Raw genomic sequence first — 24,131 nt, forward strand, 5'->3', positions numbered from 1 at the left:
TGCATCAAGCGTGCTACTGCAAAATGACAGTAATGCGCCGAAACAGTTACTTCAAAACAGCCAGGGCTGCTTCGTAGTTTGGCTCTTGGCCGATTTCTGGCACCAGTTCGCTGTGCAGCACGTTGTTGTTTTCGTCCAATACCACCACGGCACGGGCGGTCAGGCCTTGCAGTGGGCCATCGGCCAGGGACACACCGTAGTCAACGGCGAAGTCGGCGTTGCGAAAGTCCGACAGGCTCAGCACGTTGTCCAGGCCTTCAGTGCCGCAGAAACGCTTCTGGGCAAATGGTAGGTCGGAGGAGATGCACAGCACCACGGTGTTGCTCAGATCGTTGGCCTGGGCGTTGAATTTACGCACCGATGTTGCGCAGGTCGGGGTATCGACACTTGGGAAGATGTTCAGCACTTTGCGCTTGCCGGCGAACGTTTCCAGGCTTGCCTGGGACAGGTCTACAGCGACAAGGCTGAAATCTGGAGCGGTGGAACCGGTTTTCGGCAATTCGCCTTCAACCTGGACAGGGTTACCACGAAGGGTGACTTGAGCCATGAACGGAATCCTTATGCTGGGTTTTGGTTAAACGAATTCGAGAGGCCGAAGTTAACCACAAAGCGCAGTGACTACCTACCACCGGACACAAATTGTCATGCCACGCAGGTGTGGTTTAATTGCGCGTTTTTTGCCCGCCCTTCAAGGATCTGCTTTAGATGAATCAGCCCGCCACCAAAGTCCTGGTCATAGGTTATGTCTGGCCGGAGCCTCGCTCCTCAGCCGCCGGCGGGCATATGATGCAGATTCTGCAAAGCTTCCTGGACCAGGGTTGGGACATTACCTTCAGCAGCCCGGCGACCATTGGTGAACACAAGGCCGACTTGCCTGCCCTGGGCATCGCCGAGTGCGCCATCGAGCTCAACAACCGCAGCTTCGACGATTTTATCCGCGCGTTAGCCCCGGATATCGTGTTGTTCGACCGTTTCATGATGGAGGAACAGTTCGGCTGGCGCGTGGAGCAAAGCTGCCCTGACGCGCTGCGCGTGCTGGAAACCTCCGACCTGCAATGCCTGCGTGATGCGCGTCAGCAGCGTTTCAAGGCCCAGCTCAAGGCCCACCCGGACAGCGACGACTTCAGCGCGCTGTTCGAGCCGGCACTGCAGGAAGAATTCCAATTGATGGCCGACACCGACATCGCCAAGCGCGAGATCGCCGCCATTTACCGCTGTGATATCAGCCTGATGATTTCCGATGTAGAAATCCGCCTGCTCACCGAGCAATTCAAGGTGCCCGCCGCCCTGCTCCACTGGTGCCCGTTGATGCTCGAGCCGCCGGCTGAAGCCTTTGCGCCGTTTGAAGACCGCGCGCACTTCCTCAGTATCGGCAATTTCCGCCATGCGCCCAATTGGGATGCGGTGCTGTGGATGAAGAACAGCCTGTGGCCGTTGATCCGCCAGCAACTGCCGGGAGCACAGCTGCATATCTACGGCGCCTATACGCCGCCCAAGGCCACCGCCCTGCACAACCCGGCGCAAGGTTTTCATGTAATGAACTGGGCTGAAGATGCGCTGCGGGTCATGGGCGCTGCGCGCATCTGCCTGGCGCCGCTGCGTTTTGGCGCCGGCATCAAGGGCAAGCTGATGGATGCCATGCTCTGCGGCACGCCAAACATCACCACGCCGATTGGCGCCGAGGCCATGGGCGACGATCAGCCGTGGCCCGGTGTTATCGGACAGAGTGCCGAGGCCCTGGCCGCTGCCGCCGTGGCGCTGTATCAAGACCGTGAGCATTGGACTCAGGCCCAGGAAGACGGCCGCCGCTTGCTGGCTCGGCGCTACGACCAGAGCCTGCATGGCCCCGCCCTGGTAGCCTGCCTGGAACATTGCCGCAGCGGCCTCGCCGCCCATCGCCGGGACAACTTCACCGGCAGCATGCTGCGTCACCACGCGCATAAAAGCACCCAGTACATGTCGCAGTGGATCGAGGCAAAAAACCGCAGCGTATAAAGGATGGCGCTGGCGAGGTTGCGCGCAAGGAGGCATTATCCTACGCAGCAACCACAATAAAGCGACGGCAGCATGACCCGAGCAATGCGAATCACCGACCCTTCCTACGAGTTGATGGACGATCACAACGGTCTGTCCATCATCTATCGCCAGCACGGTTTCCCCTGCCCACTGGTGCGCTGGCACTTCCACAAGGAATACGAGCTGCACCTTATCGTTGCCAGCTCAGGCAAAGTATTTATCGGCGACTACATCGGTAACTTCTACCCCGAAAGCCTATTCCTCACCGGCCCTAACCTGCCCCACAACTGGATCAGCCAGGTAGAGGAAGATGAGGTGGTACCCAAGCGCGACATGCTGGTGAACTTCACCGACGAACTGTTTGAACAGGGCAGCCCAGTGTTTGCCGAACTCAAGACCCTGGCGCCGATGCTGGAACGGGCGCAGTACGGCATCGAGTTCCGGTGCAAAAAAACCATCGCCCAAGCCATGACCCTGATGCAGCGCATCGAAGACGCCCAGGGCATGGCGCGCCTGGGGCACTTCTTTATTCTGCTGGAGGTGTTGAGCGCCTGTGACGACTACCAACTGTTGTCCGGCGTGAACACACCGCAACTGGCCGATGAACACAGCATTGACCGCACCAACCGCGCGGTGGACTACATTTTTGCCCACTACGCCCGCGAATTGTCGCTGGAGGAAGTAGCCGAGCACCTGGGAATGAAGCCCACGTACTTTTCCCGCGTGTTCAAGCAGGCCACCGGGCGCACCTTCATCGAATTCGTCAACCGGCTGCGCATCAGCAAATCCTGCGAGTTGCTCGCGGATGGTGACAAGGCCGTCACCGATGTGTGCTTTGAGTCGGGTTTCAACAATATCTCCAACTTTAACCGGCGCTTCCAGCAGCTCAAGGGCATGACGCCGTCTCACTACCGACGCCTGGCGGTGCAACGGTTGACCGAACAGAACCTGGCTTAAAGGTTTCAGCCCATGACTTGTCGAGTGCAAAAAAGTATCAGCTCCAGTGCGCCCAAGGATTTGTCATAACCCCAATTGAAGGCTGTAATCAACGCACACTCTTCCTGACACCTTGTAGGAAGACACAACAACAATAACTGTCCTTCTGTAGCCCCCTGGGCGCGGAAATGGAGTGCGCGATGAAGTTCACAGCAAAAGCACTGCTTGTCTCCACCTGCATGACTACCTGCATGACCCTCAGCGCCGTCAGCTTTGGCGCGCAAACCCTGACCATTGCCACCGTCAACAACAGCGACATGATCCGCATGCAAAAGCTCTCGAAAACCTTCGAGACCGAGCATCCGGACATCAAGCTGAACTGGGTGGTGCTTGAAGAAAACGTACTGCGCCAACGCCTGACCACCGACATCGCCACCCAAGGCGGCCAGTTCGACGTGTTGACCATCGGCATGTACGAAGCTGCACTGTGGGGCGCCAAAGGTTGGTTGGAGCCGATGAAAGATCTGCCGGCGTCCTACGACCTCGACGACGTGTTCCCTTCGGTGCGTGACGGCTTGTCGGTCAAAGGCTCGCTGTATGCCCTGCCGTTCTATGCCGAAAGCTCGATTACCTACTACCGTACCGACCTGTTCAAGAACGCCGGGCTGAGCATGCCCGAGCACCCGACCTGGAGCCAGATCGGCGAATACGCGGCCAAACTCACCGACAAGAGCAAAGAGCAATACGGCCTGTGCCTGCGTGGCAAAGCCGGTTGGGGTGAGAACATGGCGCTGATCACCACCCTGGCCAACGGCTACGGGGCGCGCTGGTTTGATGAAAAGTGGCAGCCGGAATTCAACGGCCCTGAGTGGAAGGAGGCGTTGAACTTCTACGTCGACAACATGAAGAAATCCGGCCCGCCGGGTGCTTCCAGCAACGGTTTCAACGAAAACCTGGCGTTGTTCAACAGCGGCAAATGCGCGATCTGGGTCGATGCCAGTGTGGCCGGCTCGTTCGTCACCGATAAGTCGCAGAGCAAGGTCGCTGACAGCGTCGGCTTCACCTTCGCCCCGCACGAAAAGACCGACAAGGGCACCTCGTGGCTTTACTCTTGGAGCCTGGCGATCCCGACCAGTTCCAAAGCCAAGGACGCCGCCAAGGTGTTCACCACCTGGGCAACGTCCAAGGAATATGGCGAGCTGGTAGCCAAGACCGACGGCATCGCCAACGTACCGCCTGGTACGCGCAAATCGACCTACAGCGACGAATACCTCAAAGCCGCGCCGTTCGCCAAGGTGACCCTCGAATCGCTGAAAGTCGCAGACCCGACCAAACCGACGCTCAAGCCGGTGCCGTATATCGGTATCCAGTTGGTGACCATTCCTGAGTTCCAGGCGATTGGTACCCAGGTCGGCAAGTTCTTCTCGGGTGCGCTGACCGGTCAGCAGACGGTGGACCAAGCCTTGACCGCCGCGCAGACCACTACCGAGCGTGAGATGAAGCGGGCGGGTTACCCCAAGTAACTCAGCATCACCGCGATAAATGCTTTGTGTGGGAGCTGGCTTGCCTGCGATGCGGGCGACTCGGTCTGTCAGCCAGACCGATGTGATGCCATCGCAGGCAAGCCAGATCCCACATTGAGCGCGCTCCGATTCTAGTTTTGCATGCACCCGACTGGTCTTGATCCTAATGAATACAACACCCAAAAACCGCCTGGCCAACCCCGGCTGGTTCCTTGTCAGCCCCTCGGTGGCCATGCTGCTGCTGTGGATGATCGTGCCGCTGGGCATGACCCTGTACTTTTCGCTGATCCGCTACAACCTGCTCTACCCTGGCGAAAACCAATTCGTGGGGCTGGAGAACTTCACCTACTTCATCACCGACTCGGGCTTCTTGCCCGGCGCCACCAACACCCTGTTACTGGTGGGCAGCGTGCTGCTGATCAGCGTGGTGTTCGGCGTGTTGATCAGCGCTTTGCTGGAAGCCAGTGAGTTTTTTGGCCGTGGCATCGTGCGGGTGATGCTGATTTCGCCGTTCTTCATCATGCCCACCGTCGGTGCGCTGATCTGGAAGAACCTGATTTTCCACCCGGTGTCAGGGATTCTCGCTGCCGTGTGGAAGCTGTTCGGCGCCGAGCCGGTGGACTGGCTGGCGCACTACCCGTTGCTGTCGATCATCATCATTGTGTCGTGGCAGTGGCTGCCCTTCGCTATTTTGCTGCTGATGACCGCCATGCAGTCCCTCGACCAGGAACAAAAAGAAGCCGCACGCCTGGACGGTGCCGGCGCCATCGCGATCTTCTGGCACTTGACCCTGCCGCATCTGGCGCGGCCGATTGCCGTGGTGGTGATGATCGAAACGATCTTTTTGCTCTCGGTATTCGCCGAAATCTTCACCACCACCAACGGTGGTCCCGGCTACGCCTCGACCAACCTCGCCTACCTGATCTACAACCAGGCGCTGGTGCAGTTCGACGTGGGCATGGCCTCGGCCGGCGGCTTGATTGCCGTGGTCATCGCCAATATCGCGGCGATCATCCTGGTGCGGATGATCGGCAAAAACCTGACTGACAAGCCTTGAGGGCCGCGCCATGACGCTTCAACAATCCCGCCGCCTGCAAAGCCTGTTGCTCGGCACGTTGGCTTGGGCCATCGCGATCCTGATTTTCTTCCCGATCTTCTGGATGGTGCTGACCAGCTTCAAGACCGAAATCGACGCGTTCGCCACGCCGCCGCAGTTCATCTTCACGCCGACGCTGGAGAACTACCTGCACATCAACGAGCGCAGCAACTACTTCGCCTACGCCTGGAACTCGGTGGTGATTTCGTTCAGCGCCACTGCCCTGTGCCTGCTGATCTCGGTGCCGGCCGCCTATTCCATGGCGTTCTATGAAACCAAGCGCACCAAGGGCACTTTGCTGTGGATGCTGTCGACCAAGATGCTGCCGCCGGTGGGTGTGCTGATGCCGATCTATCTGCTGGCCAAGAGCATGGGCCTGCTGGATACGCGCATTGCGCTGATCATCATCTACACCCTGATCAACCTGCCGATTGTGGTGTGGATGGTGTACACCTACTTCAAGGATATCCCCAAGGACATCCTTGAAGCCGCACGCCTGGACGGCGCCACCCTGTGGCAGGAAATGGTCCGCGTGCTGCTGCCGATCGCCAAGGGCGGCCTGGCCTCCACTGTGCTGCTGTCGCTGATCCTGTGCTGGAACGAGGCGTTCTGGTCGCTGAACCTGACCTCCTCGAATGCCGCACCGCTGACCGCACTGATCGCCTCTTACTCCAGCCCCGAAGGCTTGTTCTGGGCCAAGTTGTCCGCCGTCTCGACCCTCGCCTGTGCGCCGATCCTGATCTTTGGCTGGATCAGCCAGAAGCAACTGGTGCGTGGCTTGTCCTTCGGCGCAGTTAAATAATAATTCCAAGCGGAGGCCCATCATGGCCAACCTGAAAATCAAGAATTTGCAAAAAGGCTTCGAAGGTTTCTCGATCATCAAGGGTATTGACCTTGAGGTGAACGACAAGGAATTTGTGGTATTCGTCGGCCCGTCGGGCTGCGGTAAATCCACCCTGCTGCGTTTGATCGCCGGCCTTGAGGAAGTCACCGAAGGCACCATCGAACTGGATGGGCGTGACATCACTGAAGTCACCCCGGCCAAGCGCGATTTGGCCATGGTGTTCCAAACCTATGCGCTGTACCCGCACATGAGCGTGCGCAAGAACATGTCGTTTGCCTTGGACCTGGCGGGCGTCGACAAAAAAATCGTCGAGAGCAAAGTCAACGAAGCCGCGCGCATTCTGGAACTCGGCCCGTTGCTGGAGCGTAAGCCCAAGCAGCTCTCGGGTGGCCAGCGTCAGCGTGTAGCAATCGGCCGCGCCATCGTGCGTAACCCGAAGATTTTCCTGTTCGACGAACCACTGTCCAACCTCGACGCCGCCCTGCGCGTGCAGATGCGCTTGGAGCTGGCGCGCCTGCATAAAGAGCTGCAAGCCACCATGATTTACGTGACCCACGACCAGGTCGAGGCCATGACCCTGGCCGACAAGGTGGTGGTACTCAACAGCGGCCGTATCGAGCAGGTCGGCTCGCCGCTGGAGCTGTACCACCAGCCGGCCAACCTGTTTGTGGCGGGCTTTCTGGGCACGCCGAAAATGGGCTTCCTCAAGGGCAAAGTCACCCGCATCGAGGGCCAGGGCTGCGACGTGCAGCTGGACGCCGGCACCTTGATCAGCCTGCCATTGAGCGGTGCCAGCCTGAGTGTGGGCAGCGCCGTGACCCTGGGCATTCGCCCCGAACACCTGGAAATTGCCGCGCCTGGGCAAACCACCCTGACCGTCACCGCCGACGTCGGCGAGCGTCTAGGCAGCGATACCTTCTGCCACGTCATCACCGCCAACGGCGAGCCGCTGACCATGCGGATTCGCGGCGACATGGCCAGCCAATACGGCGAAACCCTGCACCTGCACCTGGACCCGGCGCACTGCCATCTGTTCGACACCGATGGCGTGGCCGTGGCTCGTCCACTGCGCGCTGCCGCCTGATTTTGCGAGAGTTGTGATGAAACTGAATAAACAGAACCTCACCCAGTTGGCGCCGCAAGTAAAAATCCCCGCCTACGCCATTGCCAGCACCAGCCAGGGCATCGCGCATATCGGCGTCGGCGGCTTCCACCGCGCGCACCAGGCGTATTACACCGATGCGCTGATGAACACCGGCGTTGACCTGGACTGGAGCATCTGCGGCGTCGGCCTGCGCAGCGAAGACCGCAAGGCCCGCGACGACCTGGCCGGCCAGGATTACCTGTTCACCCTGTATGAACTGGGTGACACCGACGACACCGAAGTGCGCGTGATCGGCGCCATCAGCGATATGCTGCTGGCCGAAGACGGCGCCCAGGCGCTGATCGACAAGCTGGCGAGCCCGCAGATTCGCATCGTTTCGCTGACCATCACCGAAGGCGGCTACTGCATCGACGACAGTAACGGCGAGTTCATGGCGCACCTGCCGCAGATCCAGCACGACCTGGCGCACCCCAATGCACCGAAAACCGTATTCGGGTTTATCTGCGCCGCACTGACCCAACGTCGCGCCGCCGGCACCCCAGCGTTTACCGTGATGTCCTGCGATAACCTGCCGCACAACGGCGCCGTCACGCGCAAGGCCCTGCTGGCATTTGCCGCCCTGCACAACGCCGAGCTGCATGACTGGATCAAGGCCAACGTGAGCTTCCCGAATGCCATGGTCGACCGCATCACGCCCATGACCAGCACCGCCCACCGCCTGCAACTGCACGACGAACACGGTATCGACGACGCCTGGCCGGTGGTGTGCGAGCCGTTTGTACAATGGGTGCTGGAAGACAAATTCGTTAACGGCCGCCCGGCGTGGGAAACCGTCGGTGTGCAGTTCACCGATGACGTCACGCCTTATGAAGAGATGAAGATCGGCCTACTCAATGGCAGCCACCTGGCCCTTACTTACCTGGGTTTTCTCAAGGGTTATCGGTTTGTGCACGACACCATGAATGACCCGGTGTTTGTCGCCTACATGCGCGCCTACATGGACCTGGACGTCACGCCAAACCTGGCGCCGGTGCCGGGCATTGATCTGACCCAGTACAAGCAGACGCTGGTGGAGCGCTTTTCCAACCAGGCGATTGCCGACCAGTTGGAGCGTGTGTGTTCCGATGGCTCGTCGAAGTTTCCCAAGTTCACCGTACCGACCATCAATCGCTTGATTGCCGATGGGCGCGAGACCGAACGCGCGGCGCTGGTTGTCGCAGCCTGGGCGCTGTACCTCAAGGGCGTTGATGAAAACGGCGTGACCTACAAGATCCCGGATCCGCGCGCCGAGTTCTGCCAGGGGCTGGTGAGTGATGATGCGCTGATCAGCCAGCGCCTGCTGGGTGTGGAAGAGATTTTTGGCAAGGCTATTCCCAACTCGGCTGAGTTTGTGGCAGCGTTTGAGCGTTGCTTTGCCAGCTTGCGCGACCACGGTGTCACCGCAACCCTGCAGCAACTGCTGAAGAAACTCGATTAAACCTGTGCGAGCTGGCTCATGTGGGAGCTGGCTTGCCTGCGATAGCATCACCTGGGTTTGACTGGTAGACCGAGGTGCTGGCATCGCAGGCAAGCCAGCTCCCACACAGACCAGCTCCCACATTTGAGCGGGTTAACAATCCAAGAATAATACTGCTGAGCACTCCTTCATGACCCAGCAAAACCTGTACCTCGGCATCGATTGCGGCACCCAGGGCACCAAAGCCATCGTCCTCGACGCCTCCAGCGGCAAGGTGCTTGGCCTGGGCGCCGCCGCGCATACGCTGATCAGCGGCGCCAATGGCCGCCGCGAACAGCACACCCAGGAATGGCTGGATGCCTTTACCGAAGCCACTCACCGCGCTTTGCAACAGGCCGGTGTGGACGGCCAGGACATCCTCGGCATCGGCGTCTCCGGCCAGCAGCACGGGCTGGTGCTGCTGGACGAGCACGGTGAAGTGCTGCGCCCGGCCAAACTCTGGTGCGACACCGAAACCGCGCCGGAGAACGACCGCCTGCTGGCATATCTGGGCGGCGAAAGCGGCTCGTTGGAACGCCTCGGCGTGGCGATTGCGCCGGGCTATACCGTCTCCAAACTGCTGTGGACCCGCGAACAACACCCGGACGTGTTCGCGCGCATTGCGCATATCCTGCTGCCCCACGACTACCTCAACTACTGGCTCACCGGCCGCGCCGTGGCGGAATACGGCGATGCGTCGGGCACCGGTTACTTCAACGTGCGCAGCCGCGAGTGGGACGTAGAGCTACTGAAACACATCGACCCGAGCGGGCGCCTGGAAAAAGCCCTGCCCGCGTTGATTGCGGCCGATCAAACGGTCGGCACCATCCTGCCGGCCATCGCCGAACGCTTAGGTATCAACCCGAATGCCAAGGTGTCCAGTGGCGGCGGCGACAACATGATGGGCGCCATCGGCACCGGCAATATCGCGCCCGGCGTGATCACCATGAGCCTGGGTTCGTCCGGCACCGTATACGCCTTCGCCGAGCAGCCGAATGTCAGCCCGCAAGCATCGGTCGCGACCTTCTGCTCATCCAGCGGCGGTTGGTTGCCATTGATTTGCACCATGAACCTGACCAACGCCACCGGGGTGATTCGCGAGCTGTTCGAGCTTGACCTTGCGGCCTTCAACAGCCTGGTTGAGCAAGCGCCGATTGGCGCCGATGGCGTCAGCATGCTGCCGTTCCTCAACGGCGAACGCGTGCCCGCCCTGCCCCACGCCACCGGCAGCCTGCACGGGCTGACCATGACCAACCTGACCCGCGCCAACCTGTGCCGCGCCGTAGTCGAGGGCACCACCTTCGGCCTGCGCTACGGCCTGGACCTGCTGCGCCAGACCGGCCTGCAAAGCCACAGTATCCGCCTGATCGGCGGCGGCTCGAAAAGCCCGGTGTGGCGGCAGATGGTCGCCGATATCATGAACACCGAAGTGGTGTGTACCGAACAAAGCGAAGCCGCCGCCCTCGGTGCGGCAATTCAGGCGGCCTGGAGCCAGTCCGGCGAATCCCTGGCCAGCCTGTGCGACACCTGCGTAAGTGTCGACCCCAGCAGCCGCACGCTGCCGGTGGCGGCCAGTGTCAGTGCCTATCAACAGGCTTACGAGCGCTATCAGCAGCTCGTGGCAACCCTTTAAGAGCGAACGACTATGTATCTGGTGTGTGGCGAAGCGCTGTTCGATTTTTTCAGCGAGGAGGATGCCAGCGGGCAGGCTTCCAAGGTCAATTACAAGGCCATTGCCGGTGGTTCGCCGTTCAACGTGGCCGTCGGTTTGCGTCGCCTGGGCATTGAGTCCGCGCTGTTGGGTGGCGTGTCCAACGACTTCCTTGGCCAGCGCTTGCTGCAAGTGCTCAAGGACGAAGGCGTCAGCCAGCAATTTCTACTTGAGTTCGCCGCGCCGACTACCCTGGCCATGGTTGCCGTGGGCGCCAATGGCTCACCGCAGTACAGCTTTCGCGGTGAAGGCTGCGCCGATCGGCAACTGGCGATTGAGCACCTGCCGACCTTGGGCGATGAGATTCGTGGCGTGCATATCGGCTCGTTTTCGCTGGTGGTACAGCCGATCGGCGACACCCTGCTGAGCCTGGTCAAACGCGAAAGCGGCAAGCGCCTGATCAGCCTGGACCCCAATGTGCGGCTCAACCCGCAGCCGGATATCCAACTGTGGCGTGAGCGCGTGGCCGAGTTGGTCAAGCATGCCGACCTGATCAAGGTCAGCGATGAAGACCTGCACCTGCTCTACCCCGACCAGTCGCCCGAGAGCGTGCTGCAAGGCTGGTTGCAACACCGTTGCCAACTGGTGTTCCTCACCCGTGGCGGCGAGGGTGCGACAGTCTTCAGCCGCCAGCACGGCAGTTGGTCGCAACCTGCGGTCAAGGTGGTGATGGCCGATACAGTGGGCGCCGGCGACACCTTCCAGGCCGCGTTAATTGCCTGGCTGACCGAGCAGCAGCTGGATTCGGTGGAAGGCGTGCAGCAGCTGACACGCGCGCAGATCGACAGCATGCTCGGCTTTGCTATCCGCGCCGCCGCACTGACCTGCAGCAAGACCGGGCCGGATTTGCCGTATCGCCAGCAATTGGGCTGAAGCCTGGGTTTCATGAAGGTTTTGTCAGCCAAGGCAAAATTAATCGATGGTTAATCCCGCAAGCCGAGAGTGAATTTGAACTCACTTGCGGAGCACCATCATGAAACTGCGTACATTGTTATTCACCGGCACATTGGCCCTTGCCGCCGTGTCGGGCATGGCCCAGGCCGACACCGCCGCCAAGCCCGTGCCTTATCAATACGGCATGCCCTTGAACGTCGACAAAGTGATCGCTATGCACGAGGAAGATACCAGCCTGTGCAAGGTGATCAACGCCGATATCAAGTTTGTGGACAAAGCCGGGAAGATCGAAGATGTGGGCTACCGGAAAATGTCCGAAGCCTGCGATTTTCAGAATTGAAACGCACCGTACTGGGCCTGGCGTTTACCAGGCCCACAGGTCGTCGGTGAATCACTCTCAAACACTTGGCTGACTAGTAGCCGCGCCCCGCCGCCCTTTGCTGAGCAGGTGCTTGGGTGTGCTTGAGGTCTTCGCGCAACCCGCTGATCAGGTTGCAAATGGCTCGACTGCTGTCGAGTTTTTCCGCGTTGATACCTTTGACTTCCAAATCCACCCGGTCACGGTCGCGGTCGTCATAGACCTTGATCGTTAATGAAGCGTCTTCGGCTTTGGTGCATTCGCACCGCTTGGGCAGGAAACTTCCTTCAATAATGCTGCGTAGCTCTAGTTCCGAAAGCATGGCCAACCTCTCCTTTTTTGAGACTGCCAACAGATTTTTAGGTACAGATATTCAGGTACGGTGCAGGCGCAGGCCTGCGGCGTCTTACCGACCCTGGCAGACGCTTTCATTCATCAGCCTACTAGGCAAAATCCACTCTCGTTGTAACCTTTCCTCATAAGCGCCGCGCTGACTTATATAAGTCTGTTCACCCCGGGCTAATTATCGTCGAACCGCGCCGATTAAACGTTTATGCACTAAATTACACCTTGCGCCGCTACTCTCTCTGCAACATGTCGCAAACTATCAAAGTTGATATTGGCCCCGGAATTTACCGCCACCAAGGTCTGCCCGCGCACGCCATTTTGGTTGACGTACTTGCGAATGCCCGCCACTGCCAGTGCGCCGGAAGGCTCGGTGATGGAGCGCGTATCGTCGTAGATCAGCTTGATAGCGCTGCACAGTTGGTCATTGCTGACGGTGATCACTTCATCGACCCAATCGCGGCAGATCTCAAAGCCATAGGCACCGATCTGCGCCACCGCGGTGCCATCGGCAAACCCGTCGACACTGGGCAGCACCACCCGCTCACCGGCGCGCAAGGCCGCCAGCAGGCAACTGGAACCCTCGGGTTCGACCCCGACAATGCGCACCTCGGGCCGCAGGTATTTGACATAGGAGGCAATCCCGGCGATCAGGCCACCGCCGCCCACCGGTACGAAGATCGCGTGCAGCGGGCCTTGCTGCTGGCGCAGTATTTCCATGGCAACGGTGCCTTGGCCGGCGATCACATCGGGGTCATCGAACGGCGAAACAAAGGTGCAGCCCGAAGCCTCGGCCAATTGCAGCGCATGCGCCAAGGCAAACGGAAAGCTTTCGCCATGCAACACCGCCTCGGCGCCACGGGAGCGCACGCCCAGCACCTTCAACTGCGGCGTGCTGCACGGCATGACGATACGCGCCTTGATGCCCAGCTCCCGCGCCGCCAGCGCCACGCCCTGCGCATGGTTACCCGCAGAGGCGGTTACCACGCCACAGGCTTTTTGCTCATCGCTCAGTTGCACCAGCTTGTTATAGGCACCACGGATCTTGAAGGAAAACGTCGGCTGCAAATCTTCCCGCTTGAGCAGCACCTGGTTGCCCAGTAACGCCGACAGCGCAGGCGCCAGCTGCAAGGGCGTGCGCACCGCCACGTCGTAAACCGGGGCGGCGAGGATCTTTTTCACGTAGTGCTCAAGCAGCCCGGTGTTGGCGGTTTGCGCGGCGCTGTGGGTACTCATGGGCATCTCCTGGTGTTGGTGTGCTGCCCAGGAGTCGGAAAAACAAAACCCGCCTCTAGGGCGGGTTTGGGTGCAGCCGTGTGCTATCCCGCCAAATGAGGAATGGCGGTAATAATAATGCTCGGCTGGCTGCAGAAGGCTTGAAAGGTCATGCAGCGAAATTAACCGGCGGTTGCTGGGCAAGTCAATGGCCTGTCGCCATTTAGCCGGTTGGGGTTTACGGGCGATATACGAAACGTATACGCTTTGTATATCCATCTAACACAGTGAACCCCATGGGCATCGTCAAGATCACCGACCAACTGCACGAACAGCTTCGCCTGGCCAGCGCCGCCATGGACCGCTCCATCAACGCCCAGGCCGAGTTCTGGATCAAGATTGGCCTGCTCGCCGAACTCAACCCGCACCTGCCCTACAACGAGCTGATCAACAAGTTGTTGCTGGACAAGCCTGACCTGATTCGAGGGCGCGGCTGATGATCAAGACGCCTGCACAACTGGCGGTGATGCGCGAATCCGGGCGCCTGCTGGCCCAGGTATTCAGCATGCTCGACGGCTTTGTCGCCGCTGGGCGCTCAACCCTGGAGCTGGACAGCGCCGTCGAGGCCTTTATCCGCAACGACCTCAAAGCCCGCCCGGCGAGCCTTGGGCAGTATGACTACCCGTTTTGCATCAATACCTCGATCAACGAAGTGGTGTGCCATGGCATGCCCAGCGCCAAGGAGGTGTTGAAAGACGGCGACATCATCAACATCGATATCACTCTGGAGAAAGGCGGTTTTATCGCTGACTCCAGCAAGATGTACATGATCGGCAACGTGGCGCCCAAGGCCCGGCGCCTGGTGGAACAGACCTTCGAAGCCATGTGGGCCGGCATCCGCCAGGTTCGCCCCGGCGCCCGCCTGGGCGATATCGGCCATGCGATCCAGAGCCATGCGCAGGCCAACGGCTACAGCGTAGTGCGCGAGTATTGCGGCCACGGCATCGGCCGGCAGATGCACGAGGAACCCCAAGTGCTGCACTTCGGCCGCCCCGGCACCGGGTTGGAACTGTGCGAGGGCATGGTGTTTACCATTGAGCCGATGCTCAACCAGGGCAGCGCCAAGGTGCGCGACCTCAAGGATGGCTGGACGGTGGTGACCAAGGACAACAGCCTGTCGGCGCAGTGGGAACATACCGTGGCGGTGACGGCGGACGGCTTTGAAGTGCTGACGCTGCAACCGCCAACTGACGCATAACCTGGGGGGCTGGCTTGCCTGCTGTGGCGGTTTGTCGGTGTGTATATCCGTTGCTGCGGTTATGGCCGCCTATGGTTCCGCTCTTACAGCGGGTCACTTTTGGCAAACGCCCCAAAAGTAACCAAAAGGTCTGTGCCCCACCCCTCTGCACCTCGCTTAGGCTCGGTGTGCCCTCACTCCGGCTTGAATCCGTGGGCCGCCGCGATGGGCCATCCTTGGCCCAGCGCGGCTAACCCGGCGTCCTGCCGGGTTACCCACGGATTCAAGCCTGCGTTCGGCCATCGTGGTTAACGGGGCGTCTCAGATCAAAATCAAGATCAAGATCAAGATCTACAGCACGGCGGCCTGAAAGCCGACCTGAGTGGTTGAAGCAAGAGCCAGATCAAGTGCAAGGCAAAAGCCTATCTGAATACACTGAAGAACTGCTTTTCTGTGGGAGTTGGCTTGCCTGCGATGCAGGCACCTCGGTACATCAGGCACACCGAGTTGATGCCATCGCAGCGGTGCGACGATTCGACAAGCCAGCTCCCACATTAGACCGAGTATGGCTCTGCTGTTGCTGTTGCTGTTGCTGTTGCTCTGGCCCTTACATCCTTTTCGATGACGAAGTCAGCGGTCTTTTGATCTGCGCTTGTGATCGTGATCTTGATCTGAAATCGCCCCGTTAAACACGATGGCCGGAATCTGACAGTGATTTGGGGGGTAAACCGGCAGGACGCCGGTTTAGCCGCGCTGGGCCAAGGATGGCCCATCGCGGCGGCCCCCCAAATCACTGGCGGATTGCGGGCATGCCGAGCCTAAGCGAGGCACCGAGTGTTGGGGCGAAGACTTTTTGGTTACTTTTGTGTCTTTACAAAAGTGACCCGCTGTAAGAGCGGAACCCTACTCAGCCGTTACCGCAGCAACGGATATGTACACCACCAAAAGCCCGTTCCCACAAAGTGCAATGTACTCACGCGCGGCTGGCGCCGCCGGCTATGCGCTTGAGCCCGAACACCATCAACCCCGCTCCAACCCCCATCGCCACCATCAACAGCGGGTAAGACACCCACCACGGCGTGCCCGCCGTCATCATGCTGAACTCCGACATCCCGCCCACGCTGGCGATCAGGTTGAGCGGCAGGAACACAACGTTGATCAACGTCAGCTTGCGCAGCAGATTGTTCATGCTGTTGTTCATCAGGTTGCCGCGTGCATCGATCAGTCCGGAAAACACGTTGGAGTAGATTTCCGCCTGCTTGTAGCACTGGTGGTTCTCAATGATCAGGTCATCAATCAAGCCCAGCACCTCGGCGCTGAAATGCTCTTTTTCCGCGTGGTTGCGCAACCGTGACAACACCGCGCCGTTGCTGTGCAGCGCGTTGATGTAATAGATCAAACTCTCGCTGAGGTTGAACATCTGCATCAGGTGCTGGTTGCTCATCGACGCGTTGAACTGTTGCTGCAACTCCCGCGCCACCAGCTTGATCACCTTGAGGTGCCCAAAGTAGTGGTGGATGTTGTTAAGCAGCAGATCAAGCAGCACGTCCAGCGGCGTATGCAACGGCCGGCGTGCGCCGAGCCCGGACAGTGGGGTGGCATCCGTGGCAATCACCAGCAGGCGACCGGGCGAAAACAACAGCCCGCAGGAGGCCACTTCGAACATCAGGCTGCCGCCGCCCGAATAGTTCTCCGGGCGTTTCCAGATCAGGAACAGATTATCGGGGTGGAACTCTATGCGGGAGACTTCATCCGGGTCGAGGGCCGAGGCCAGGGCGTGCTCGTCGAGTTTGTGATGCTCTCGCAGCCACTCGCGTTCGGCCGCGTCCGGGTTGTTGAACAGCATGATTGCAGCGTCGTCCTTGTCCGCTTTGCACAGTTTTCCCTCGATCAGTTCAAAGCGCTGGATCATCGCGCGTCACCAGCCCTGGCCCTGGCGTTTCAACTCCAGCCGCCGTACGAACTCCTCCAGCACTAGTGCATACAGGTCGTCTTGCAAATAGGCATCTTCGATACCGGCGTCCATGTTGGGGTTGTCGTTGACCTCGATCACCACCACTTTATCGCCGGACTGCTTGAGGTCGACACCGTAGAGGCCGTCGCCGATCAGGTTGGCGGTTTTCACCGCCAGTTCCACCACCGCCTTGGGCGCTTCGTGGACCGCCAGGGTGCGGCATTCACCGTTGATGTCCTGGCCGATAGCCTTGTGGTTATAAATCTGCCAGTGGCCCTTGGACATGAAGTATTGGCAGGCAAAGATCGGCTTGCGGTTGAGCACGCCAATGCGCCAGTCGTACTCGGTGTAGAAAAACTCCTGGGCCAGCAACAGCACCGAATGTTCGAACAACTCGGCGGTGGCCTTGAGCAGGGCTTCCTGGCTTTCCACTTTGATCACGCCGCGCGAGAAGCAACCGTCGGGGATCTTCAACACCAGCGGGAAACCCAGGCGCTCACCGACCCGTTCGAAATCTTCCGGTCGCTCCTTGTAGAGAATCTCGGTGGCGGGCATGCCCAGTTGATGGCTGTTGAGCAAGTCAGTGAGATAGACCTTGTTGGTACAGCGCAGGATCGATGCCGGGTCATCCATCACCACCAGGCCTTCGCTTTCGGCTTTTTTGGCAAAGCGATAGGTGTGGTTATCGACGCTGGTGGTCTCACGGATCAGCAAGGCGTCGTACTCGGCCAGGCGCGAATAATCCTTGCGCTCGATCAGCTCCACATCGATGCCCAGCCCTTTGCCGACCCGCACGAAGTTTTCCAGGGCGCGGGCATTGGACGGCGGCAGTTGCTCCTGTGGGTCGTGAAGAATCGCCAGGTCATAACGCGCCAAGCGGCGTGAGCGCGGTTGGCGCCAGATCTTGCGGCTGAAGTTGTCGAGGGCGTGGGCGAACTGGTCTTCCTGGTCATCGCGCAACTTGTGCAAGACCCCGGATTTGACCCCTTCGATGTGCCAGCCATTGTGTTTGCGAAACTCAACTAACAAGATCGGGCACGGGAACGTTTCAAATAACTGGCGGGCCAACTCTTGCAGCGGTTCTATATTGGTTCGACCAAAATAAAGTGTCAGGGTAAAGCCTTCGGTATTGCTGTAAAGGTGATGACTCAAGGCTTTATCGAGGGTTTTATCCAGGTCATCCAGCGACAAGCCATACAGCGACTTTTTAGTCAGTTCACTGATGGTGCGTACCGACGGAATCACCTTGTGCCCGCGCGCTTCGGCCAGCAACGAGCAGTAGTAGCCATGCCCCAGGTACTTGTAGCTGCGGCACAGGTTGATCACCTGTACACGCTTGCCCGTCTCGCTTTCACGGGTTTGCTCAAGGTATTCCTGGGCGGTCACGATGTCTTCGCTGGGGAAGTAAGAGGCCCAATCTTCCTTGCGTTCGACAATGATCACCACTTGGCTTGAGCCTTTGCTTGCGACCGAAAAATAACCGTTGGAAGTTATTGTCGCCGCGACGTTTTGCTCGGATACTTCACGCCAATGACCTTGTACCGCTGACATAATATTTGATCCGCTTTAGAGAACTCGACCTTTTCTATTAAGCACGATCTTTTAGAGAAGTCCCGTTTCGTTACGCAACTTTTACGGCGGTCATATGGCTCTTTTCTTTCGCGTTGCAACCCCCGCAGATGTGCCCGAACTGGTCACGCTGGAACAGCACTGTTTCACCACCGACCGGCTCTCGCCGCGCAGTTTCCAGTGGATGGTCAGCCGTGCCCATGGGCAGTTGCTGGTGGCGGAAAATGACCGGCAGTTGCTCGGTTATGCACTGGTGCTGTTCCATCGCGGCACCTCGCTGGCGCGGCTGTACTCCATCGCCATCGCCGAACACGCGCGCGGCATGGGCTTGGGTAAGCAATTGCTCACGCGCATCGAGGCCTGCGCCCTGGAACATGACTGCGCCTACCTGCGCCTGGAAGTGCGCACCGACAACCCCGGCGCCCTGGCGCTGTATGAGCGCAATGGCTACCGCCGCTTTGCCCTCATCAATGACTATTACGAAGATCACACCGCGGCTATTCGGCTGGAAAAACGCATCCTCCAGCACCAGGTCGCACGCCCGCAGAGCGTGCCGTATTACCAACAGACCACCGACTTCACCTGTGGCGCCGCGTGCCTGCTGATGGCAATGGGTGCGTTGCTGCCGGGGCGCATGGCCGGGCGGCGCGAAGAACTGCAGATCTGGCGCGAGGCCACCACCGTATTCATGACCGCAGGCCACGGCGGCTGCAGCCCGCAAGGTTTGGCGCTGGCCGCCTGGCGCCGAGGTTTTCGAGTGCGAATGCAGGTGAACGTGCGCGGGCCGTTGTTTCTGGATGGCGTGCGTGACCAGCACAAAAAGGACGTGATGCGCTTAGTACACGAGGCGTTTGAAGAAGAATTGGCCGGCAGCGACGTCGAGCAGTTGCTGGGCGGCCCGCTGGATTTACCCCAGGTATTGCAGGCCGGCGGGCAGCCATTGGTGCTGATCAGCAGCTACCGCCTCACCCGTTCCAAGTCGCCGCACTGGGTGATGGTCACCGACTGCGACGCAGAGTTCGTTTACTTGCATGACCCCGATGTGGACCACAGCCAGCATCGCCAGCCCCTGGACTGCCAGCACCTGCCGGTCAGCCATGGGGAGTTCGAGCGCATGTGCCGTTTTGGCAATAACAAACTGCGCGCTGCGGTTGTGCTGTTTATGCCACCTGCTTGACCGCGGCCTTGGCTTCCAGTTCGCGCACCAGCGGCAGGACGCGCTGGCCGAAGTATTCGACCTCTTCCTGAAAATGCAGGAAGCCGGCCAGTATCAGGTCCACGCCCACGGCCTTGAGCGCGACAATGCGCTCGGCGATCTGCTGCGGCGTGCCAATCAGGTTGGTCTTGAAGCCGTCGTTGTATTGCACCAGGTCTTCAAAGCTGGACTTGGCCCAGTTGCCCTCGCCTTCCGGTGAGGCCTTGCCGGCCTGTTTGGCCGCATCGCCAAACGCATTCACCGCTTCGGGGTCGGCCTTGTCGATGATTTCGGCGAGCACGGCGCGCGCTTCTTCTTCGGTATCGCGCGCGATCACGAAGGCGTTTACACCGACTTTCACCGAATGATGATTGGCCGCGGCCTTGGTGCGGATGTCATCAACCTGGGCCTTGATACCTTCGGGCGTGTTGCCGTTGGTGAAATACCAGTCCGACACGCGTGCCGCCATGTCCCGCGCCGCCCGTGAGCTGCCGCCCTGAAACACTTCCGGCTGGCCGAGCGGCTTGGGTTTCAGGCTGTAGTTGTTGAAGCGGTAAAAGTCGCCCTTGAAGGTGAAATCGTCCTGGCTCCAGATGCCTTTGAGGGCACGGATAAACTCCTCGGAGCGGCGATAACGTTCATCGTGTTCCAGCCAGGGCTCGCCGATGGCCTGGAATTCGCCCTTGAACCAACCGCTGACAATGTTCACCGCGATGCGCCCGTTGGTGAGCTGGTCGATGGTCGCCAGTTGCTTGGCCGCCAGCGCCGGCTGCCACGGGCCGGGCAGGATCGCTGCGATCACCTTGAGCGTGGTGGTCGCCGCCAGCAACGCGTGGCTGAACGCTACAGACTCATGCTGATTGTCGGCACCGTAGCCGGCGGTGAAACGAATTTGCGTCAGGCCATATTCAAAGCCGGCCGCCTCGGCCAACTGCGCGAGCTTGCGGTTGTAGTCGATGCCCCAGTGAGTGCGCTGTTCGATCTTGCTGACCACCAGCCCACCGCTGACGTTGGGCACCCAATAGGCAAATTTCACGGCTTGCTGACTCATCTGGCAGTACCTCGCACGAAAGGATGTAACCAGGCTTGAGCAGCAAGCGTGCCAGACATCATCAAAGCGCCACCCCATGGGCGTTGCAGCGTATATCGCAGTGGTTGTTGCCACGCCGGCGAATGTCGCGCAGGGCCTTGATTTGTCGATTTACTGTTGCTGGGCCAACAGCAGGTTGGATCCATCCTCAGTAAATACGGGCTGCGCCGCCCGGCACGGACTGTGCAATCAACTCAGCATTGATCACTGCCCAGGAGCCGTACCCCATGACCGAGCAACATGTCATCAACCCGTTGTCTACCGGCGTCGATTACGCCACCCTGGCCGCGCGCTTTCGGCCGATTTTCCAGCGCATCGCCGAAGGTGCCGTGGCACGTGAACAGGCGCGCGCCCTGCCCTATGAGCCCATAGAGTGGCTCAAACACGCAGGGTTCGGCGCGGTGCGGGTGCCAGTGGAATACGGCGGTGGCGGCGCGTCCCTGCCGCAATTGTTCGAGCTGCTGATCGAACTGGCGGCGGCCGACTCCAATGTGCCCCAGGCGTTGCGCGGGCACTTCGCCTTTGCCGAGGACCGCCTGAACGCGCCACCCAGCGCAGGCCGCGACCTGTGGTTCAAGCGATTTGTCGACGGCGATATCGTCGGTTGCGCCTGGACTGAAATCGGCACTGTGGCCATCGGTGATGTGGTCACTCAGGTCAGCCCGGATGGCGATAACTGGAAGCTCAACGGCGAGAAGTTCTACAGCACCGGCAGCCTTTTCTCTGACTGGATCGACGTGTATGCCCAGCGCAGCGATACCGGCGCCGACGTGATCGCCGCCACTCGCACACGCCAGCCCGGCGTAGTGCAACGTGATGACTGGGACGGGTTTGGCCAGCGCACCACGGGCAGCGGCACCACGCGGTTTACCGATGCGGTGGTCGAGGCCGACAACGTGATCGACTTTGCCACGCGCTTCAAATACCAGACCGCGTTTTACCAACTGGTGCTGCTGGCGAGCCTGGCCGGTATTGGCCGTGCGGCGCTCAACGATGTGGCGCAGCAGGTGCGCAATCGTAAACGCATCTACAGCCATGGCAACGCGGCGCATGTCAGCCAGGATGCGCAGGTACAGCAAGTGGTGGGTGAAGTGGCCGCGCTGGTGTATGCCGCCGAGGCCAGTGCGTTGAAAGCTGCGGTGCCGGCGCAACGGGCTTACTTGGCGAGATTTGCCGGGGACGAGGTGGCGGAGCGTGAGGCGAACGTGGCTGCCGAGATTGAATCGGCGACAGCGCAGGTGGTGGTGTCGGAGTTGATTCAGCGTGCCACGAGTGAGCTGTTTAATGCGCTGGGGGCGTCAGATGTGCGCCAGGGTAAATCGCTGGATCGCCACTGGCGCAATGCGCGGACGGTGTCGTCGCATAACCCGGTGATCTACAAGGCGCGGATTGTGGGGGATTGGGTGATCAATGGGACCGAGCCGCCGTTTGTGTGGCAGATCGGGAATGGGCCTGGCAAGGGCTGAGGTGGGTTACCTGTGGGAGCTGGCTTGCCTTCGATGGCGGCTTGTCGGTGTACATATCCGTTATTTGGGTAACGGCGGCTTATGGTTCCGCTCTTACAGCGGGTCACTTTTGCAAGGACGCAAAAGTAACCAAAAGGTCCTCGCCCCACCACTCGGCACCTCGCTTAGGCTCGGTGTGCCCTCACTCCGGCTTGAATCCGTGGGCCGCCGCGATGGGCCATCCTTGGCCCAGCGCGGCTAACCCGGCGTCCTGCCGGGTTACCCACGGATTCAAGCCTGCGTTCGGCCAGCGTGGTTAACGGGGCGTCTCAGATCAAAATCAAGATCAAGATCTACAGCACGGCGGCCTGAAAGCCGACCTGAGTGGTTGAAGCAAGAGCCAGATCAAGTGCAAAGCAAAAGCCTATCTGAATACACTGAAGAACTGCTTTTCTGTGGGAGCTGGCTTGCCTGCGATGCAGACACCTCGGTACATCAGTTACACAGAGTTGATGCTATCGCGGGCAAGCCAGCTCCCACAGTTGACCGAGTATGGCTTTGCTGTTGCTGTTGCTGTAGCTGTTGCTCTGGCCCTTACATCCTTTTCGATGACGAAGTCAGCGGTCTTTTGATTTGCGCTTTTGATCTTGATCTGAAATCGCCCCGTTAAACACGATGGCCGGAATTCGACAGTGATTTGGGGGGGTAAACCGGCAGGGATGCCGGTTTAGCCGCGCTGGGCCAAGGATGGCCCATCGCGGCGACCCCCCAAATCACTGGCGGATTGCGGGCATGCCGAGCCTAAGCGAGGCACCGAGTGTTGGGGCGAAGACTTTTTGGTTACTTTTGTGTCTTTATGTACGGACCGGACACATGGTTGACGGGTGTGCGGGGACATGGTGGACACTTCTCGGCAAGCTAACTGCGCCGGGAGGCCATCATGCCCTGGAACTCGAGAGACGCCATGAGCCTAAAAGAAGAGTTTGTTTCCTTAGCAAAGAAACCCGGCAGTAATAAGCGAGAGCTGTGCCGACGATTCGGCATAAGTCCGCAGACAGCCTACAAGTGGCTAAAACGCTACGAGGCCGGCGGTTCTGCAGGCCTGCAAGAGAAGTCACGTAAGCCCGTCAGCAGCCCCAAGCTGACCCAGGCCGAGCTGGAGGCTGAGGTTATTGCACTTCGCCAAGATCATCCGGCATGGGGCGGACGCACAATTAGCAGCATGCTGGACAAGCGAATTGCCCCCAGTACTGTCACGAATGTCTTGCACCGGCATAGCTTGATTAAACCCTCAGATAAAGAACCAGGGGCCCTGCTGAGATTTGAACATCCTGAGCCCAACGATCTTTGGCAGATGGATTTCAAAGGCCACTTTGCAATGCAGCAAGGCCGATGCCACCCCCTGACCATCCTGGACGATCATTCGCGGTTCAATCTGGCCATCCAAGCGTGTGATAACGAGCGAGGTACCACCGTAAAAGAGAAGATGAGCAAGGTATTTGAAATTTACGGTTTACCAGCACGTATCAACGTCGACAATGGCGCGCCTTGGGGCTCACCGCGTAATCCTGGCGAGATCACCGAGTTGAGCATTTGGCTGGTGCGTTTGGGAATTCGGATAAGTTTCAGTCGTCCCTACCATCCGCAAACAAATGGGAAAATCGAGCGTTTCCATCGATCACTCAAGGCAGAAGTCCTTAACGGACGTCACTTTCTACACTGGCAGATGCCCAGCTAGCTTTCGATCAATGGCGTGAAATATACAACCTGCAACGTCCCCATCAGGCGCTGGAATACAAGGTGCCAATGGACCGTTATCGCAGCAGTTCTTGGGATTATCCGCAGCAACTACCGGAGTTTGAATACGGACCAGATGACGTATTAGCCAAGGTTTATCACAGCCGTTTTCGCTTTCAGAAAAGCTATTTCAGCATCGCAAAAGGCCTGGCAGGGCAACACATAGCAATCCGCCCTAACCCTGAAAGCGATGGTCTGTTCGATGTCTATTTCTGCCATCATTTTTTGCGAACTATCGAAGTTAGTAAGCCTGATTATGGTCAATAATGTGTCCACCATGTCCCCGCACATGTGTCCACCATGTGT

General features: G+C 59.4%; 20 protein-coding genes and 1 pseudogene. 15 read left to right on the plus strand and 6 right to left on the minus strand.

Annotated features, from left to right (window positions below):
- Positions 1 to 46: 46 nt before the first annotated feature.
- The gene (gene tpx, locus P5706_RS17975) at positions 47 to 547 is read right to left on the minus strand and encodes a thiol peroxidase (RefSeq protein WP_200434334.1); all 501 of its coding nucleotides are present in this window, start codon (positions 545 to 547) and stop codon (positions 47 to 49) included.
- A 158-nt stretch (positions 548 to 705) separates the two neighbouring features.
- On the opposite strand from tpx, the gene P5706_RS17980 reads away from it, so the two are divergent.
- From P5706_RS17980 to P5706_RS18025, 10 genes are all read left to right on the plus strand, one after another.
- On the plus strand, positions 706 to 1,995 hold the full coding sequence (locus P5706_RS17980; protein ID WP_285680570.1) for a glycosyltransferase: 1,290 nt from the start codon (positions 706 to 708) through the stop codon (positions 1,993 to 1,995).
- A 72-nt stretch (positions 1,996 to 2,067) separates the two neighbouring features.
- Positions 2,068 to 2,973, plus strand: a complete 906-nt coding sequence (locus P5706_RS17985; RefSeq protein ID WP_200434332.1) for an AraC family transcriptional regulator — start codon at positions 2,068 to 2,070, stop codon at positions 2,971 to 2,973.
- A 218-nt stretch (positions 2,974 to 3,191) separates the two neighbouring features.
- Positions 3,192 to 4,475 (plus strand): ABC transporter substrate-binding protein, encoded by a 1,284-nt coding sequence (locus P5706_RS17990; protein ID WP_502945510.1) that lies wholly within the window; start codon positions 3,192 to 3,194, stop codon positions 4,473 to 4,475.
- Between the two features lie 166 nt (positions 4,476 to 4,641).
- Positions 4,642 to 5,532 carry a carbohydrate ABC transporter permease gene (locus P5706_RS17995; protein ID WP_056859283.1) on the plus strand — a complete coding sequence of 297 codons (891 nt, stop codon included), beginning with the start codon at positions 4,642 to 4,644 and terminating at the stop codon, positions 5,530 to 5,532.
- A gap of 10 nt (positions 5,533 to 5,542) precedes the next feature.
- Positions 5,543 to 6,373 carry a carbohydrate ABC transporter permease gene (locus P5706_RS18000; RefSeq protein ID WP_078742104.1) on the plus strand — a complete coding sequence of 277 codons (831 nt, stop codon included), beginning with the start codon at positions 5,543 to 5,545 and terminating at the stop codon, positions 6,371 to 6,373.
- Between the two features lie 22 nt (positions 6,374 to 6,395).
- Positions 6,396 to 7,499, plus strand: coding sequence for an ABC transporter ATP-binding protein (locus P5706_RS18005; protein ID WP_200434330.1), 1,104 nt, complete (start codon positions 6,396 to 6,398; stop codon positions 7,497 to 7,499).
- A 16-nt stretch (positions 7,500 to 7,515) separates the two neighbouring features.
- Positions 7,516 to 8,997 (plus strand): mannitol dehydrogenase family protein, encoded by a 1,482-nt coding sequence (locus P5706_RS18010; protein ID WP_200434329.1) that lies wholly within the window; start codon positions 7,516 to 7,518, stop codon positions 8,995 to 8,997.
- A gap of 169 nt (positions 8,998 to 9,166) precedes the next feature.
- Positions 9,167 to 10,648 carry a xylulokinase gene (gene xylB, locus P5706_RS18015; RefSeq protein ID WP_285680579.1) on the plus strand — a complete coding sequence of 494 codons (1,482 nt, stop codon included), beginning with the start codon at positions 9,167 to 9,169 and terminating at the stop codon, positions 10,646 to 10,648.
- A gap of 12 nt (positions 10,649 to 10,660) precedes the next feature.
- Positions 10,661 to 11,599: a carbohydrate kinase family protein gene (locus tag P5706_RS18020; protein ID WP_285680581.1), complete on the plus strand. Its 939-nt coding sequence runs from the start codon at positions 10,661 to 10,663 to the stop codon at positions 11,597 to 11,599.
- Positions 11,600 to 11,699: 100 nt separating this feature from the next.
- On the plus strand, positions 11,700 to 11,960 hold the full coding sequence (locus P5706_RS18025) for a DUF2790 domain-containing protein (RefSeq protein WP_285680583.1): 261 nt from the start codon (positions 11,700 to 11,702) through the stop codon (positions 11,958 to 11,960).
- 73 nt (positions 11,961 to 12,033) lie between these two features.
- Here P5706_RS18025 and P5706_RS18030 read toward each other — a convergent pair whose 3' ends face one another.
- Positions 12,034 to 12,300, minus strand: a complete 267-nt coding sequence (locus P5706_RS18030) for a DUF1652 domain-containing protein (RefSeq protein ID WP_200434325.1) — start codon at positions 12,298 to 12,300, stop codon at positions 12,034 to 12,036.
- Between the two features lie 236 nt (positions 12,301 to 12,536).
- Positions 12,537 to 13,559: a threonine ammonia-lyase, biosynthetic gene (gene ilvA, locus P5706_RS18035; protein WP_285680585.1), complete on the minus strand. Its 1,023-nt coding sequence runs from the start codon at positions 13,557 to 13,559 to the stop codon at positions 12,537 to 12,539.
- A 275-nt stretch (positions 13,560 to 13,834) separates the two neighbouring features.
- Between ilvA and P5706_RS18040 the strand changes: the two genes are divergently transcribed.
- Together P5706_RS18040 and map are read left to right on the plus strand one after the other, a co-directional pair.
- A complete protein-coding gene (locus P5706_RS18040; RefSeq protein WP_017135045.1) occupies positions 13,835 to 14,035 on the plus strand; it encodes a ParD-like family protein in 201 nt (66 codons plus the stop codon).
- Positions 14,035 to 14,796, plus strand: a complete 762-nt coding sequence (map, locus tag P5706_RS18045; protein ID WP_200434323.1) for a type I methionyl aminopeptidase — start codon at positions 14,035 to 14,037, stop codon at positions 14,794 to 14,796. Before P5706_RS18040 ends, map begins: the two co-directional genes overlap by 1 nt.
- A 952-nt stretch (positions 14,797 to 15,748) precedes the next feature.
- Here map and P5706_RS18050 read toward each other — a convergent pair.
- Together P5706_RS18050 and P5706_RS18055 are read right to left on the minus strand one after the other, a co-directional pair.
- Positions 15,749 to 16,687 carry a magnesium transporter CorA family protein gene (locus P5706_RS18050; RefSeq protein ID WP_285680588.1) on the minus strand — a complete coding sequence of 313 codons (939 nt, stop codon included), beginning with the start codon at positions 16,685 to 16,687 and terminating at the stop codon, positions 15,749 to 15,751.
- Positions 16,688 to 16,693: 6 nt separating this feature from the next.
- Positions 16,694 to 18,280 carry a RimK family ATP-grasp domain-containing protein gene (locus P5706_RS18055; RefSeq protein WP_207161316.1) on the minus strand — a complete coding sequence of 529 codons (1,587 nt, stop codon included), beginning with the start codon at positions 18,278 to 18,280 and terminating at the stop codon, positions 16,694 to 16,696.
- Between the two features lie 94 nt (positions 18,281 to 18,374).
- Between P5706_RS18055 and P5706_RS18060 the strand changes: the two genes are divergently transcribed.
- Positions 18,375 to 19,475, plus strand: a complete 1,101-nt coding sequence (locus tag P5706_RS18060) for a GNAT family N-acetyltransferase/peptidase C39 family protein (protein ID WP_200434862.1) — start codon at positions 18,375 to 18,377, stop codon at positions 19,473 to 19,475.
- Here the strand turns inward: P5706_RS18060 and sfnG are convergent.
- Positions 19,459 to 20,544 carry a dimethylsulfone monooxygenase SfnG gene (gene sfnG / locus P5706_RS18065; protein ID WP_138817467.1) on the minus strand — a complete coding sequence of 362 codons (1,086 nt, stop codon included), beginning with the start codon at positions 20,542 to 20,544 and terminating at the stop codon, positions 19,459 to 19,461. The genes P5706_RS18060 and sfnG overlap by 17 nt on opposite strands.
- A 266-nt stretch (positions 20,545 to 20,810) precedes the next feature.
- Here sfnG and P5706_RS18070 point away from each other — a divergent pair, with 266 nt between their 5' ends.
- Together P5706_RS18070 and P5706_RS18075 are read left to right on the plus strand one after the other, a co-directional pair.
- Positions 20,811 to 22,049 carry an acyl-CoA dehydrogenase family protein gene (locus P5706_RS18070; RefSeq protein ID WP_200434861.1) on the plus strand — a complete coding sequence of 413 codons (1,239 nt, stop codon included), beginning with the start codon at positions 20,811 to 20,813 and terminating at the stop codon, positions 22,047 to 22,049.
- A gap of 919 nt (positions 22,050 to 22,968) precedes the next feature.
- Positions 22,969 to 24,092: pseudogene (locus tag P5706_RS18075) on the plus strand (IS481 family transposase).
- Positions 24,093 to 24,131: the final 39 nt, after the last annotated feature.

This window comes from Pseudomonas sp. ChxA, assembly GCF_030263855.1.
In the GTDB taxonomy this organism is placed as follows: Bacteria; Pseudomonadota; Gammaproteobacteria; order Pseudomonadales; family Pseudomonadaceae; genus Aquipseudomonas; species Aquipseudomonas fluorescens_CB.

Excerpts from the sequence above, each read along its gene's own strand:
- P5706_RS18010 (WP_200434329.1), top strand. The coding sequence starts at position 7,516 with ATGAAACTGAATAAACAGAACCTCACCCAGTTGGCGCCGCAAGTAAAA.
- P5706_RS18040 (WP_017135045.1), top strand. The coding sequence starts at position 13,835 with ATGGGCATCGTCAAGATCACCGACCAACTGCACGAACAGCTTCGCCTG.
- P5706_RS18055 (WP_207161316.1), bottom strand. The coding sequence starts at position 18,280 with ATGTCAGCGGTACAAGGTCATTGGCGTGAAGTATCCGAGCAAAACGTC.
- P5706_RS17985 (WP_200434332.1), top strand. The coding sequence starts at position 2,068 with ATGACCCGAGCAATGCGAATCACCGACCCTTCCTACGAGTTGATGGAC.
- P5706_RS17980 (WP_285680570.1), top strand. The coding sequence starts at position 706 with ATGAATCAGCCCGCCACCAAAGTCCTGGTCATAGGTTATGTCTGGCCG.
- P5706_RS17990 (WP_502945510.1), top strand. The coding sequence starts at position 3,192 with ATGACTACCTGCATGACCCTCAGCGCCGTCAGCTTTGGCGCGCAAACC.
- tpx (WP_200434334.1), bottom strand. The coding sequence starts at position 547 with ATGGCTCAAGTCACCCTTCGTGGTAACCCTGTCCAGGTTGAAGGCGAA.
- xylB (WP_285680579.1), top strand. The coding sequence starts at position 9,167 with ATGACCCAGCAAAACCTGTACCTCGGCATCGATTGCGGCACCCAGGGC.
- P5706_RS18030 (WP_200434325.1), bottom strand. The coding sequence starts at position 12,300 with ATGCTTTCGGAACTAGAGCTACGCAGCATTATTGAAGGAAGTTTCCTG.
- P5706_RS18005 (WP_200434330.1), top strand. The coding sequence starts at position 6,396 with ATGGCCAACCTGAAAATCAAGAATTTGCAAAAAGGCTTCGAAGGTTTC.
- P5706_RS18050 (WP_285680588.1), bottom strand. The coding sequence starts at position 16,687 with ATGATCCAGCGCTTTGAACTGATCGAGGGAAAACTGTGCAAAGCGGAC.
- P5706_RS18060 (WP_200434862.1), top strand. The coding sequence starts at position 18,375 with ATGGCTCTTTTCTTTCGCGTTGCAACCCCCGCAGATGTGCCCGAACTG.
- map (WP_200434323.1), top strand. The coding sequence starts at position 14,035 with ATGATCAAGACGCCTGCACAACTGGCGGTGATGCGCGAATCCGGGCGC.
- P5706_RS18000 (WP_078742104.1), top strand. The coding sequence starts at position 5,543 with ATGACGCTTCAACAATCCCGCCGCCTGCAAAGCCTGTTGCTCGGCACG.
- P5706_RS18070 (WP_200434861.1), top strand. The coding sequence starts at position 20,811 with ATGACCGAGCAACATGTCATCAACCCGTTGTCTACCGGCGTCGATTAC.
- sfnG (WP_138817467.1), bottom strand. The coding sequence starts at position 20,544 with ATGAGTCAGCAAGCCGTGAAATTTGCCTATTGGGTGCCCAACGTCAGC.
- P5706_RS18025 (WP_285680583.1), top strand. The coding sequence starts at position 11,700 with ATGAAACTGCGTACATTGTTATTCACCGGCACATTGGCCCTTGCCGCC.
- P5706_RS17995 (WP_056859283.1), top strand. The coding sequence starts at position 4,642 with ATGAATACAACACCCAAAAACCGCCTGGCCAACCCCGGCTGGTTCCTT.
- ilvA (WP_285680585.1), bottom strand. The coding sequence starts at position 13,559 with ATGAGTACCCACAGCGCCGCGCAAACCGCCAACACCGGGCTGCTTGAG.
- P5706_RS18020 (WP_285680581.1), top strand. The coding sequence starts at position 10,661 with ATGTATCTGGTGTGTGGCGAAGCGCTGTTCGATTTTTTCAGCGAGGAG.